Below are 13418 nucleotides of genomic sequence, written 5' to 3'. Positions count from 1 at the left end.
GGCTTACCTCCCCTCGTCGTCGGAACCCGGTGCGGCGGTGCCGAACCCCTTGATGAACACGAACGCGATGATCGCGACACAGATGAAGATCAGAATCGAGATCGCCGAGCCGACGCCGAGATTGAAGGCGCCGAACAGATTGTCGTAACCCAGCATCGACACCGAGTAGGTGTTGTTGGACCCGCTGGTGAGGACGTAGATGTTGTCGAACACGCGGAACGCGTCGAGTGTGCGGAACAGCAGCGCCACCAGGATCGCCGGCTTCATCAGCGGAAGGATGATGCGCCACAGTCTCGTCCACGCCCCGGCGCCGTCGACCTGGGCCGCCTTGAGCAGGTCGTCCGGGACGAGCGCGAGGCCGGCCAGCAGGAGCAGGGCCATGAACGGCGTCGTCTTCCAGACCTCGGCGAGGACGATGATCGCCAGCGACGGCCACTGCTCGGTGAGCGGTGCGGTGCCGTCGGGTAGCAGGTTGGCGAGATATCCGGTGCCCGGCGTCCACGCGTAGTACCAGGAGAACGCCGCCGCCACGGTGACGATGCCGTACGGGATCAGGACGACGGTGCGGATGGTGCCCCGCCCGAAGATCGTCCGGTGCATGACGAGCGCGATCGCCATGCCCAGCACGAGTTCGATGAGTACCGACACGACCGTGATGCCGACCGTGACGGCAAAGGCCGTCCACCAGTAGTTGTCGGTGAGGACGGTGGCGTAGTTGGCGAACCAGACGAACTCGCGTTCCCCCGGCGCCGAGAGGCTCATCTTGTTCAGCGACAGCCAGACCGCGTACACGATCGGGTATCCGGTGACCAAGAGCATCATCAGTGCGGCCGGCGCCACGAGCCAGAAGGCCAGCCGGCGCTCGGCGGTTTTGCCCTCGCTGCGCCTGCGCGGGGCGGCCGGCGGCGTGTCGGCCCGGGGCCGATCGATCACCGCGGTACCCCCGCCCGTCCCGGTCGCCGGCTTCGACAGCGAGGCGGGCGCGGGATCCGGGGTGGGCCGGTCGGTGTGCGACGACGCCGCGGTCACCTCGTGCCGACCTCCCGGCGGAGCGGTCCACACCTGATCGGACTGCACCGGGGGTGTGTCACCGACGATCGGGATCGGACCGGTTTGCGGTGGCGCATCCTCCGGGAGGGCGTGTCGCCCGGCACGGAACCCCGCGTCGTCGGGGTTGCCGCCCGCGTTCTCGGCGTCGTTACGCGGAGTGTCGTTGTCGCTCACGGGATTAGCCCTTCCCCGTCGATGGCCTTCTGGACCGCTTCGGCGAGCTCGTCGACCAGGGCCTCCGGCTCCCAGGCGCCGACCGGGCTCAACTTGGCCTGCAGCAGCGTCGAGATTGCTTGATAGTCGGGCGATTTCGGCCGCAGAGCAGCGTGCTCGGGTTCGAGCTGCCGCTTGATCTCGTCGGCCATCGGGTACGCGAGGCGGAAATCGGCGTCGTCGTAGATGGACTCGATGACCGGCGGCGGACCCGCACTGAACGAGAACGCCTTCTGCGATGCCTCACTGGTGATGCACTCGGCGGCCTGGTAGGCGAGGTCCTGCTGTTGCGAGGTGCTCGCGACGGCGATGTTGATGCCGCCCAGGGTCGTCTTGGTGGGAAGTCCCTCGAAGCCCGGATAGGGCGCGAAATCGAAGACCCGCCGCATCTCGCGGTTGAGCGGGACCACCTGCGCCGGGGTCGGCGGATTCGCGGTGTCCGCGTACAGGTTCGCGTATTCGGTGAGGTCGAGGAAGGCGACGCTGCCCGCCACGGCGTTCTCGCGCATCCCGGCGAAGACGAACGGCCAGTTCACCTGGTACAGGGCCTCACCGCTCTCCATGCCGAGCCGTGCGGCGCCCTCGTCGGAGTTGGTCAGCGACGGATCGGCACCGGGCGCGGTGGCGACCCGCTTCAGCGTCTCCAGGGCGCGGACCGTCGCGGCGCGGTGTTCGGGGGTGTCGTTGAGGGTGACCTTGTCGGGGTCGTCCGGGTCGACGATCTGCCCACCGGCGCTGGCGAGTACCGAGTTGAACCACACCATCAGGCCTTCGTACTGCCTGCCCTGCACCATGATGTAGGTCGGTCCGCCGTTGCGACCGCTGACGAGCGCGTCCTCGAGCATGCCGTTCCACGTCGACGCCGGGCGCCGGCGGTCGACGTCTTCGACGAGCACATCCGGTCGGTACCAGAGCAATTGGGTGTTCGTGGAGAACGGGATGGCGTAGAGCCGTTCCCGCTCGTCGTCGTCGGTCTTCCAGACCGCGGTGTCGAGCGGACCGCCCAGGGTGCGCGCCGACACCTCGGCGGCCATGGCGTCGGGGACCGGCACCATCCAACCCGCGTCGGCGAATTCGGCCGTCCACACCACGTCCATGCCCATCAGGTCCAGCCCGCTGTCGTTGCCCGCGAGGCGCCGTGCGAGCTGCAAACGCTGATCGTCGGCGCCCTTGGGCAACGGGGTGGTCACGACCTTGTACGCACCACCGGAATCGGCCGAGCATTTGTCGCCGATCTCGGCGAAGGTGTCCGCACCGTCGGCCGGCGGATAGAAATTGAGTACGCCCGCTTCATATCCCGAGCCGCACGCGGACAGCACGGGCAGCATGGCCACCGCTGCCACCGCCGCGGCGAGGACCTTTCGTCTCACGCGCCTGGTAGATCCGTCGGTGCTGATGGATCCGTCCGTGCTGACCCTGCTCCGCACGCAGCCTCCTCGATGTCGTACGCGGCGCCGCAGCGGTGCTCCGCCGTGAGCGTCCGAAGAGCAACGCTATACGTGAGGATTCGTGACATGCAACACATTCGGCATGGGCGTGCCATTCCGCGGGCGATTGTGATCGCTCCGTGTCCGACCGCGGGAGGCGACGTCAGAAGGTGAGACGGGCGAGCATGTCGCGCGCCTTCTCTGCGCTTTTCGGGTCGCACAGCACGTCATAGCGGCCGGCGACCAGCTGCATGGTCGACGCGAAATCCCGCTGGCCCCGGGTCGCCGCGTACGGAATGGTCGCGGAGATCACACCGAAGACCATGCCGCCGACGATGCCCACCAGGATGGGCGCAATGGGCGAACCGGCGAAGACGAGCGCCACCAGACAGCCGAAGAAGAAGCCGAGCCAGGCACCCGAGACCAGCCCGCCGCCGATCACCTTGCCCCACGTCAGCCGGCCGATGACCCGCTCGACCTGCATCAGATCGACGCCCACGATGGTGACGTCCTGGACAGTGAAGTTCTCGTCGGAGAGGAAGTCCACCGCGCGCTGGGCCTCGGCGTAGGTTCCGTACGAACCGATCGGCCAGCCCTTGGGCGGGGTGGGGAGTCCCGGCGTCTCGCGGCTCGGGCGCATGGGATTGGTCATATCGGGGCCTTCCCTGTTGTCAGACTCCAGTGCTGAACGTCGCGGTGAGACCCGACAGTGGGACTGGTCTCCCACCGGTGGGCGTTCGTGTCTGCCGTCGGCCTCCGCTGCACCGATGGCACTACCCTTACTCCCATGTCGTCGGTGAGCAAGGTGTTCGTGGCCAGATTAGTCGGGTTGGCCGTCCTTGGTCCCGACGGCGAGTCCATCGGACGCGTCCGCGACGTGGTGATCTCGATCCGCATGTCCGGGCAGCAACCGCGCGTCCTCGGTCTCGCGGTCGAATTGACCACTCGGCGTAGGATTTTCGTGCCGATGCTGCGGGTGACCGCGATCGAGCCCCAGGCCGTGGCCCTCAACACCGGCACCGTGAGCCTCCGCCGACTCCATCTGCGCCCCGGCGAGGCGCTCGCCATCGGACAGGTCCTCGACACCCACGTCCGGGTCGTCGATCCGGATCTCCCCGAGCTCGCCGACGCCGACGTGACGGTGATCGACCTCGGGATCGAGAAGACCCGGACCCGCGATTGGGTCGTCTCCCGCGTCGCGATCCGGGCGGGACGTCGCGGCCTGCGCCGGCGCCACGAGACACAGGTCGTGGAGTGGTCCAGCGTGCAGGGCATCACCCAGAGCTCGCTGAACCTGCCCGGACAAGGAGTCGCGCAGGCCCTCCTGCAGTTCGAGGGCATGCGCCCGGCCGACGTCGCCAACGCCCTGCGCGAACTGCCCGCGAAACGACGCGACGAGATCGCCTCGGCCCTCGACGACGAACGGCTCGCCGACGTGCTGCAGGAGTTGCCGCCCGACGACCAGAAAGAGGTGCTGGCCGCGCTCGGACGCGACCGCGCTGTCGACATCCTCGAGGCGATGGACCCCGACGACGCCGCCGACCTCCTCGGCGAACTGCCCGACACCGAGGCCGAGGCCTTCCTCGAGGAGATGGACCCCGTGGAGTCCGAGCCCCTCCGCCGACTCCTGCTGCACTCCCCCGACACCGCGGGCGGCGTGATGACCTCGGAGCCGATCGTGGTCACCGCATCGACCACCATCGCCGAGGCCCTCGCCCGGGTCCGCAACCCCGACCTGACGCCGGCCGCGGCGAGTCTGGTGTTCGTCGTCCGCCCGCCCACTTCGACACCGACCGGCAAGTATCTCGGATGCGTGCATCTGCAGGCCCTGCTCCGGGAACCGCCCGCGCACCTGGTCGGCGGCATCCTGGACACCGACCTCGCCCAACTCCATCCCGAGGACTCCCTGGAGACGATGACGAGATATTTCGCGACCTACAACCTGGTGTGCGGCCCCGTCGTGGACGAGGCCGGCCACCTGCTCGGCGCGGTGAGCGTCGACGACCTGCTCGACGAGATCCTGCCGCGCGACTGGCGTGAGACCGAACCCGAGGACGTCGTCGAGGCCGACGGGTACGGCGTCGGGAGTGGCCCGGAACCGGCATCGGGCGGCCCCCAGGTGCGGATCCGATGAGCGAACCGGGACGCAAGCTCGACACCCCCAGCACCCGCCGCACGATCTCGTTCAATCTCGACTCCGACGTCGTCGGGATGTACAGCGAGCGGATCGCCCGGTTCCTGGGCACCGGACGATATCTGGCGATCCAGACGGTCATCGTCATCGTGTGGATCGTGCTGAACCTGGTCGCGGTGTCGATCCAGTGGGACCCGTACCCGTTCATCCTGCTGAACCTCGCGTTCTCGACGCAGGCGGCGTACGCGGCGCCGCTGATCCTGCTGGCCCAGAACCGGCAGGAGAACCGCGACCGGGTGTCGCTGGAAGAGGACCGGATGCGGTCCGCCCAGACGAAGGCCGACACCGAGTTCCTGGCCCGGGAGCTCGCCGCGGTCCGTCTCGCGGTCGGCGACACCGTCACGCGCGACTACCTGCGCAAAGAACTGGACGACCTGCTCGACGAACTCACCGAACGGCTCGGCGCCCCCGCCGGCGACGAATCCGGCCGCCGCGGTTCCAAGGATCACTGACACCAAAAGCCGGGTTCGTGTCTGGGACGTCAGACCCATATGTATGGTGGGTCACAGTTCGGACCGGATCCCGGCGTCTGTCACGGCGCGACGAGATTCTCCGACACATCCATGTGAGCGGCTCTGGACCTGGGCCGCGGGTGAGCATCGCCGCGTTCTCGGGGGCAGAAGTGTGTGTTGACAACGGAGTGAACAGGACCGGGCAGCGGCCCGGGGCCGCACGATGTGCAGGAGGCCTCCGGTGAGGCCCCTCGACCTCGTCCGCCGTCGCCGTGGTCCGCGCCGTCCGTCCTCGTTCCCACGACGCGCCGCGACGCTGGTCGTCGGCGGCGGTCTGGTCGGTGCACTGGTCCTGGGGACCGCGACGTCGAGCGCCTCCGGCGGCAACGTCGCGTCGGCCGTCGTCGAGCCCGATGCCCCCGTGATGGTGGCCGAACTCGTCGCGGGTTCGCCGGGCGCACTCCTCGGCTTCGCGCCGCCGCCGGAGAAGCCCGCGACCGCGCTGCCGGCGCCGCAGTTCCGGCTCGCGAGCGACCTCCCCTCGGGCCCGCTGGGGATCCCGGGCGTCGTACTCCAGGCCTACAAGCTGGCCGCCAACCGCGTCGCCGCCGAGAGTGCGGCCTGCAAACTGCCGTGGTTTCTGCTGGCCGGCATCGGACGCATCGAGTCCAATCATGCGAGCAACGGCTCGGTCGATCAGTACGGCACGACGATCAACCCGATCGCCGGGCCGGTCCTCGACGGCTCGCTGGCCGGCAACGCGGTCATCAAGGACACCGACGGCGGACGCATCGACGGCGACGCCGGACACGACCGCGCGATGGGCCCGATGCAGTTCATCCCGAGCACGTGGGCAGCGTGGGGCTCCGACGCCAACGGCGACGGGAAACCCGACCCCAACAACATCTTCGACGCCACGTACTCGGCCGGCCGGTATCTCTGCGCCGGCGTCACCGACATCATGAACGAGCGCACTCGCGTGTCGGCGGTGCTGCGGTACAACCGCTCGATGGAGTATGTCGCCAACGTCCTCGGCTGGGCCGGGGCCTACGCGACGGGCGTGATGCCGACCGACCCCATCCCGGAGATGAAGCGCAAGCCGTCGAGCAGCTCGAGCTCGTCCAGCAAGCCCAGGCGGCCGGAGTCCGGGTCGTCCTCGTCGTCGTCGTCCTCCACCACGCGGCGGCCGAGCCCTCCGCCGCCGCCGTGCATCATCGTCTGCCTGCCGTCGATCCCGCCGCTGTTCCCGGGCCAGCCCGCTCCCCGCCCACCAAGAGGGAGGCCCCGGCGGTACAACAGGCACCGGCGGGGAACGCCGGTCCGAACAGGCCGGGAGGGGCGAGCACCCCGGTTCCCGTCCGCTGACGGCGCCACCGGAGGACCTGCGCCCGGAACCGTCGGCGCCGCCGGTAGTCTGGGCCAGATGACAACAGGAGTCGCGCCCACGGAATCGGCAGTTCGCGCCGCTCTGGGCAAGGTCAAGGATCCCGAGATCGGCAAGCCCATCACCGACATCGGGATGGTCAAGTCGGTCACGATCAACGACGACGCGAGCGTCGACGTCGGGGTGTACCTCACGACATCGGGGTGCCCGATGCGCACCGAGATCTCGCAGCGCGTGGAAACAGCAGTCGCCGACGTCCCGGGCGTCGGCGCGATCCGCGTCGAACTCGACGTCATGGACGACGAGCAGCGCACCGAGCTGCGCAAGAAGCTCCGCGGGGACAAGGCCGAGCCGGTCATCCCGTTCGCCCAGCCCGGCTCACTGACCCGCGTCTACGCCGTCGCGTCGGGCAAGGGCGGCGTCGGCAAGTCGAGCGTGACCGTCAACCTCGCCACGGCGCTCGCCGAACGCGGGCTCACCGTCGGCGTTCTCGACGCCGACATCTACGGCCACTCGGTTCCCCGCATGCTCGGGAGCGACGCCAAACCCACGCAGGTCGAGCGCATGATCATGCCGCCGAGCAACCACGGCGTCCGCTTCATCTCGATCGGACAGTTCACCGACGGCAACACGCCGGTGACCTGGCGCGGTCCCATGCTGCACCGAGCCCTGCAGCAGTTCCTCGCGGACGTCTACTGGGGCGATCTCGACGTCTTGCTCCTCGACCTGCCGCCGGGCACCGGTGACGTCGCGATCTCGGTCGCGCAGCTCATCCCGGGCGCGGAGATCCTGGTGGTGACGACACCCCAGCAGGCCGCGGCGGAGGTCGCCGAGCGCGCCGGGGCCATCGCCCTGCAGACGCGGCAGAAGATCCTCGGCGTCGTCGAGAACATGTCGTGGCTGGAGCTGCCCGATGGCAGCCGCATGGAACCGTTCGGGTCCGGCGGCGGCGAGCAGGTGGCGCAACGCCTGACGCGCGCGGTGGGCGCCCAGGTCGACCTGCTGGGTCAGGTACCGCTCGAGACGGCCTTACGCGAAGGCGGCGACGCCGGTGTCCCGGTGGTGCTGTCGGCACCCGAATCTGCGTCCGGTTCCGCCCTGCGCGCCATCGCGGGCAAGCTCGCGGCGCGTAAGCGCGGCCTGGCGGGTATGAGTCTGGGACTCGACACCATCCGGAATTCCTGACCGGTCAGGTCGCGTCCCAGTCGGCCGCTGCGGGACGCGACCCCGACCGCGACGGGCGGTCCGACGCCGCGGATCCCGCCGGGCCGGCGGAGTCCTGATTGCCGGTCTCCTGCTTCTCGAACGACAGGGGCGCCGACACGGGCTTGATCTCCGGCGCCGCCGGGGTGGTCTTCCGGTCGACCGTGGTGGCGCTCTCGTTCAGCCGGAACAGTGAATCATCGCCGTCGAGAAGGTGTTTCGTGACGATCGACCGCGGCGTCATACCCCGCAGTTCGTTGAGGTCGGCGAGCGGCTTGCGCAGGTCGTCGAATTCGGGACCCAGCTCGTCCTTCAGCTGATTGCTCGCACCGGTCGCGTAATCACGGACCTTCTTGGCCGACTGCATCGTCCAGGAGACGGCACCGGGGAGACGTTCGGGGCCGAGGATGACGAGTGCCGCGACCACCAGGATCGCTATCTCGCCCCATCCGATGCTGCTGAACATGTGCCTCGTCCTGACCTGTGCGGTGGTGTGGTTAGTCGCTCGCCGGAGTGATGGTACCGCTGAACGTGCGACCCGCCCGCCAGTACTGGAACGGGACCGACTCGCCGATGCTCGCGGTCCGGATCGCGACGTTCAGCTCGTCGGCGCTCTCGATCGGGCGATTGTTGAACGAGGTGATCACGTCGTTCTCCCGGATACCCGCGCGTTCGGCGGGGCTGCCGGCGACGACGTTGCGGACCTGTGCGCCCAGCACGCGCTCGTTGCGCACCGAACTGGCGTTGACGCCGATCTGCGGGTGGTTCACGCGGCCGTCGCGGATCAGCGCCTCCGCGATGGGCTTGGCCTCGTCGATGGGAATCGCGAATCCCAGACCGATGTTGCCGCCCCCGGCGCCGAGGCGCCCGGCGGTGTTGATGCCGACCACCTGGGCTTCGCCGTTGACCAGCGGACCGCCCGAGTTGCCCGGGTTGATCGCGGCATCGGTCTGGATGGCGTCGATCACCGCGTCGGTGTCGGACTCCGCGTCGGGCGTCAGCGCCACGGCACGGTCGGTCGCGCTGACGATGCCGCTGGTCACGGTTCGGTTGAGCCCCAATGGAGATCCGAAGGCGACCACCTCTTCGCCGATCTGCAGGTCGCCCGAGCGACCGAGCACCGAGACCGTCGGGTTCTCGACATTGTCGACCTTCAGCACGGCGAGATCGGTCTTGGGATCGCGACCGACGATGCGCGCCGGAACCCGCTGACGGTCGAAGAACACGACCTCGAGTTTGGCGCTCTTGTCGTTCGCGGCCATCGAGATGACGTGGTTGTTGGTGAGGATGTAACCCTCTTTGTCGATGACGAATCCCGACCCGGTGGCGTAGGCGCCCGCCGCGCGGACGTCGATGGCGACGACCGACTTCTCCACCGCCCGGGCCACCTCGGCCACGGACGACCGCGGCCCGGCGTCGCCGCCGGTGTCCTCGGTGGACAACTCGACCGTGTCACTGGTGAGCGGCGCGGCCACCTCGGCGGTGTACCGGCCCATCAGCCCGCCGACGAGCCCGATCAGCAACGCGATCACCGCGAGCGTGGCCAGGGCGACCCAGCTCAGGCGATTGCCGAGCAGGATGTCGCGGACACCGAGCTTGGGGCCGGTCTCGGTCGGGATGTCCGACGATGCGGACGCCAGCGCGGGTGCGTCCAGCCGCGCCGGGCTCTCCGGGTCGCGCCACGGGTCGTCCGGCGCCTGCGGCTGCTCGGTGTGGCCGTAGGTCGCGAGCGGATCCCGCTGCAGGGTGTCGCTCGATCCGGCCGGCCGGCTGAAGGCCTCGGCGAGCACCGGGTCCGGGGGTGCGATCTGCGGCTCGGGCGGCCGCTTGTCGCCGTCCGAGGTGGCGAACGAGCCGCGCACACCCGACGGGCGGCCGAACACCTGCGCGGTGGACGGCGACACGGGCGAGTGCCAGGTCCGCGACGGCGTCAGACGTTGCGACTCGGGCGGTTCGGCGCGCCGCGCGAACTGTGCGTCACCGGTATCGGGAGAATCGGCGTCGGGGGCCACGGTCACCGGCCCCGGCGACGGAAGGCGCGGCCGCGGGCCGCGGGGATGCCGTCGGTCGGCGCATCGGGCGACACGGTCGGCCCGAACCCTGCCGGGCGGGGTGGCTCGGAGCTCAGATCGATCTCACGCGTGGGGATCTGGGAGAGCTGACCGAGGAGGGAGTCCGGGATCGACACGCGGCCGGACTCGCGGAGTCGGGTGCGGGCCAACGACTGCGCCTCGACCGCGGTGACGCACTCGGGGCACAGCGCCAGATGATGAGCGGCCCGCGCATGCGCGGACATCCCGAGCTCGCCGTCGACGAAGGCGGCGACCGCCTCGGGGGCCAGGTGCTCGGTGGGTGCGAAGCCGCGTCCGCCGGCCGTACCCGGCGCGCGGTAGCCGCGGTTGGGCAGGAACGACGAGGGAGCCGGACTCCAGGTGTTCGTATTCCACCTGGCTGGGGTCCAGGAGGACCGCCGGCGACGAAGGTTGGGAGTCGGCGGTTCGACACCGCCACTTCCGGTCGGACGCCCGCGATCGCCGTCCATCATCGTCGTTCACCCCTCTCCACGACGAAACCGCCGCACGATGAATCCTGTGTTGCCACTGGGCTCTGCTGCTGTCTGCCACGGTACCGACCGGCGGCATCCGATGCCGTCCCCCGAACGCGCGGGCGTCCGCGGGCTGCGGCCTCCGATCACATCGTGTCCCGTGACACAGGCAACGTCTCAGCGTATCCGAGACTCTCAACGATGCTCGGCGGAGCAGGGTTCCCGGCAGCGACCTCAGGCGTGCGAGCCGAGCGCGACCGAACGGCTACTGGTGTGTCCTTGGGCCGCGAGTGCGTCGCGGATGCTCTGCCGACCGCGATGGATGCGGCTGCGGACGGTACCCAGCTTGACACCGAGGGTGGCGGAGATCTCCTCGTAGGACAGGCCCTCGATGTCACACAGCACCACGGCCGCGCGGAAGTCGGGAGCCAGCGAGTCCAGGGCGCGCTGCAGGTCTGGGTCGAGGTTCGTCGCGTCGAAGACCTGCTGCGGATCCGGGGTGTCGGCCGGCACCCGGTCGTACTCCTCGGGCAGGGCTTCCATCCGGATCTTGCTGCGGCGACGGACCATGTCGAGGAACAGGTTGGTGGTGATGCGGTGCAACCAGCCCTCGAAGGTGCCGGGACGGTAGTTCGACAACGAGCGGAAGACCCGGATGAAGGTCTCCTGCGTGAGGTCCTCGGCGTCGTGCTGATTCCCCGACAGACGGTAGGCCAGACGGTAGACGCGGTCGGCGTGTTCGCGGACCAGGTCGTCCCAGGACGGCATGAGCAGTTCGTCGCCGGTGGCGTCGAAACCTGCGGTGCCCGCCGGAACGGCGGGCACGGCGTCGGCGGGATCGCGGGGATCGGTCATGGTCGGTGGTCGGTTCCTCTCTCGTGAAACACGCACCCGGTGACCCAAGCACTCACCGAAGACGAACGGATGATTCCGGCTGGGTATTCCCGAGCTGCCAGGAAGTTCTCACCGACCTCCCGGGACCTGTCCCAACCGGAACAGCTCTCACCCTCTCCTATCGGAGTGTGGCCGCCGTATGAGGCGCCTGAGTGTTGCCTGAGGATGCATCGTCGGTCTCGCCGCGAGCGGATTCGCCCAGGTCTGGCGCGCCGGGTCGGGTTCCGCCGCGGGGCCGGACTAACCTCGACGCGTGACCGAGTCAACGCCGTCCACACGCCCCGACCTGATCGCCTACGCCGAGTCGGCCATCGTCGAGGACGACGCCGTCATCGCCGCCCGCGCTCGCGCCGAGGAGCTCGGCGCGACACCGGTCAGCCCGGCGGTCGGCGCGCTACTGGCTCTGCTGGCCCGCGCGGCCGATGCGCGCGCCGTCGTGGAGATCGGGACCGGCACCGGGGTGAGCGGCCTCTGGCTGCTCAACGGCATGTCGGCCGACGGCGTGCTGACCACGATCGATCCCGAGCCCGAACATCACCGGGCCGCACGGGCGTCGTTCGCCGGCGCCGACATCGCCCCGGGCCGCACCCGGCTGATCAACGGCACGCCGGTCGAGGTGCTGCCGCGGTTGTCCGACGCGTCCTATGACCTGGTCTTCGTGGACGGACCACTGCTGGACCTGCCCCGGTTCGTGCGTGAGGCCGTCCGGATGTTGCGACCGGGAGGTGTCGTGGTCGTCCACAACGCGACCGCGCACGGAACGGTCGGCGACCCGGCCCGCACCGAACCGCCGACGGCGGCGGCCCGCGAGGCGGCCCTGCTGATCGCCGACGACGAGCAGCTGCTTCCCGTGGTCATCCCGCTCGGGCCCGGCGTGCTCGCCGCCGCGAAGATCCGCTAGTCGGCCGCGCTCCTGCTGGACTAGACGTCCGTCGAGAATCGAATCCCGTTGTCGGGGATCTCGATTCCCGGCCACACCCGGGCGCCGCGCAGCAACTCGCAACGGGCGCCGATGTCAGCACCGTCGCCGATGACCGTGTCCCGGACCAGCGCACGCGGCCCGATGCGGGCACCGAAGCCGATGATCGACCGTTCCACGACCGCGCCGGCCTCGATCACGGCGCCGTCGAAGACGACCGCGCCGTCGAGACGGGCGCGCGGGCCGACCTCGGCGCCACGGCCGACCACCGTGCCGCCGATCAGAAGGGCACCCGGGCCCACTCCCGCGCCTTCGTGCACGAGGGACTCGCCGCGACGGTCCCCCAGGGCGGGCGACGGCGCGATTCCGCGGACGAGGTCGGCCGAGCCGCGGACGAAGTCCTCGGGCGTACCCATGTCCCGCCAGTACGCGTGATCGACGTGTGCGTGGACGTGACTGCCCTCGGCGAGCAGCCGGGGGAACACCTCACGCTCGACCGACACCGGCAGGCCGGCCGGGATGGATTCGATGACCTCGCGCTTGAACACATAGGTGCCGGCATTGATCTGGTCGGTCGGCGGGTCCTGGGTCTTCTCCAGGAACGCGGTGACCCGGCCGTCGGCGTCGGTCGGGACGCAGCCGAACGCGCGGGGGTCGCTGACCCGCACGAGGTGGATGGTGACGTCGGCGTCGGCGGCGCGGTGACTGTCGATGACGTCGCCGACATCGGTGCCGCCGAGCACGTCGCCGTTGAAGACCACGATCGTGTTCGCGGTCAGTTCGTCGAGGACGTTGCGGATACCGCCGCCGGTGCCCAGCGGCTCGTCCTCGGTGACATAGCGCATGCGCAGGCCCAGCTTCGAACCGTCGCCGTAGTACTCGCTGAAGACCTCGGCCTTGAATGAGGTGCTGAGCACGATGTCGCGGATACCGGCCGCCCGGATACGGGACAGCAGATGGGTCAGGAACGGCAGCCCGGCGGTGGGCAGCATCGGTTTCGGCGCCGACAGGGTGAGTGGGCGCAGGCGGGTTCCCTTCCCGCCGACGAGGACGACGGCCTCGACGTCCTCCCTGATGTTGTCCGATCCCCCCACGGACGGTCTTTCCACCGACTCACGCACGGTGTAGTTGTCCACT

Annotated in this window: 12 protein-coding genes and 1 pseudogene; 5 read left to right on the top strand and 8 right to left on the bottom strand. The window is 69.5% G+C overall.

The annotated features are described in order from the left end of the window. Positions 1-3 precede the first annotated feature (3 nt). The 3 genes from MVF96_RS09120 to MVF96_RS09110 form a co-directional block, all read right to left on the bottom strand. Positions 4-1224: a sugar ABC transporter permease gene (locus tag MVF96_RS09120; RefSeq protein WP_078112022.1), complete on the bottom strand. Its 1221-nt coding sequence runs from the start codon at positions 1222-1224 to the stop codon at positions 4-6. Next, complete coding sequence (locus MVF96_RS09115; RefSeq protein ID WP_176455882.1) at positions 1221-2633, bottom strand: extracellular solute-binding protein; 1413 nt, start codon at positions 2631-2633, stop codon at positions 1221-1223. The genes MVF96_RS09120 and MVF96_RS09115 overlap by 4 nt, the downstream gene beginning before the upstream one ends. Positions 2634-2853: 220 nt before the next feature. After that, the gene (locus MVF96_RS09110) at positions 2854-3342 is read right to left on the bottom strand and encodes a YflT domain-containing protein (RefSeq protein WP_055475026.1); all 489 of its coding nucleotides are present in this window, start codon (positions 3340-3342) and stop codon (positions 2854-2856) included. A 135-nt stretch (positions 3343-3477) separates the two neighbouring features. Here MVF96_RS09110 and MVF96_RS09105 point away from each other — a divergent pair, with 135 nt between their 5' ends. From MVF96_RS09105 to MVF96_RS09090, 4 genes and pseudogenes are all read left to right on the top strand, one after another. After that, positions 3478-4824: a magnesium transporter MgtE N-terminal domain-containing protein gene (locus MVF96_RS09105; RefSeq protein ID WP_055475027.1), complete on the top strand. Its 1347-nt coding sequence runs from the start codon at positions 3478-3480 to the stop codon at positions 4822-4824. After that, positions 4821-5336, top strand: a complete 516-nt coding sequence (locus MVF96_RS09100; protein WP_055475028.1) for a DUF1003 domain-containing protein — start codon at positions 4821-4823, stop codon at positions 5334-5336. The genes MVF96_RS09105 and MVF96_RS09100 overlap by 4 nt, the downstream gene beginning before the upstream one ends. A 223-nt stretch (positions 5337-5559) precedes the next feature. After that, a pseudogene (locus MVF96_RS24545) lies at positions 5560-6219 on the top strand (lysozyme family protein); the annotation flags it as partial. A 540-nt stretch (positions 6220-6759) separates the two neighbouring features. After that, a complete protein-coding gene (locus MVF96_RS09090; RefSeq protein WP_247452083.1) occupies positions 6760-7905 on the top strand; it encodes an Mrp/NBP35 family ATP-binding protein in 1146 nt (381 codons plus the stop codon). A gap of 4 nt (positions 7906-7909) precedes the next feature. On the opposite strand, the gene tatB is transcribed toward MVF96_RS09090, so the two are convergent. From tatB to sigE, 4 genes are all read right to left on the bottom strand, one after another. Next, on the bottom strand, positions 7910-8389 hold the full coding sequence (tatB, locus tag MVF96_RS09085) for a Sec-independent protein translocase protein TatB (protein WP_247451887.1): 480 nt from the start codon (positions 8387-8389) through the stop codon (positions 7910-7912). Positions 8390-8420: 31 nt separating this feature from the next. Then, positions 8421-9941, bottom strand: a complete 1521-nt coding sequence (locus tag MVF96_RS09080) for a S1C family serine protease (protein WP_247451886.1) — start codon at positions 9939-9941, stop codon at positions 8421-8423. Further along, a complete protein-coding gene (locus MVF96_RS09075; protein ID WP_055475033.1) occupies positions 9938-10468 on the bottom strand; it encodes a hypothetical protein in 531 nt (176 codons plus the stop codon). Before MVF96_RS09075 ends, MVF96_RS09080 begins: the two co-directional genes overlap by 4 nt. Positions 10469-10702: 234 nt before the next feature. Next, the gene (gene sigE, locus MVF96_RS09070) at positions 10703-11323 is read right to left on the bottom strand and encodes an RNA polymerase sigma factor SigE (RefSeq protein WP_055475034.1); all 621 of its coding nucleotides are present in this window, start codon (positions 11321-11323) and stop codon (positions 10703-10705) included. Positions 11324-11615: 292 nt separating this feature from the next. Here sigE and MVF96_RS09065 point away from each other — a divergent pair, with 292 nt between their 5' ends. Beyond that, complete coding sequence (locus tag MVF96_RS09065) at positions 11616-12263, top strand: O-methyltransferase (protein ID WP_055475035.1); 648 nt, start codon at positions 11616-11618, stop codon at positions 12261-12263. 20 nt (positions 12264-12283) lie between these two features. On the opposite strand, the gene manB is transcribed toward MVF96_RS09065, so the two are convergent. Continuing rightward, positions 12284-13417: a mannose-1-phosphate guanylyltransferase gene (gene manB, locus MVF96_RS09060; RefSeq protein WP_065632800.1), complete on the bottom strand. Its 1134-nt coding sequence runs from the start codon at positions 13415-13417 to the stop codon at positions 12284-12286. Between the last annotated feature and the right edge of the window lies 1 nt (position 13418).

This window comes from Gordonia hongkongensis (assembly GCF_023078355.1).
In the GTDB taxonomy this organism is placed as follows: Bacteria; Actinomycetota; Actinomycetes; order Mycobacteriales; family Mycobacteriaceae; genus Gordonia; species Gordonia hongkongensis.
The sequence above is the reverse complement of the archived record's forward strand: the minus strand, read 5'-3'. Positions and strand labels throughout refer to the sequence as shown.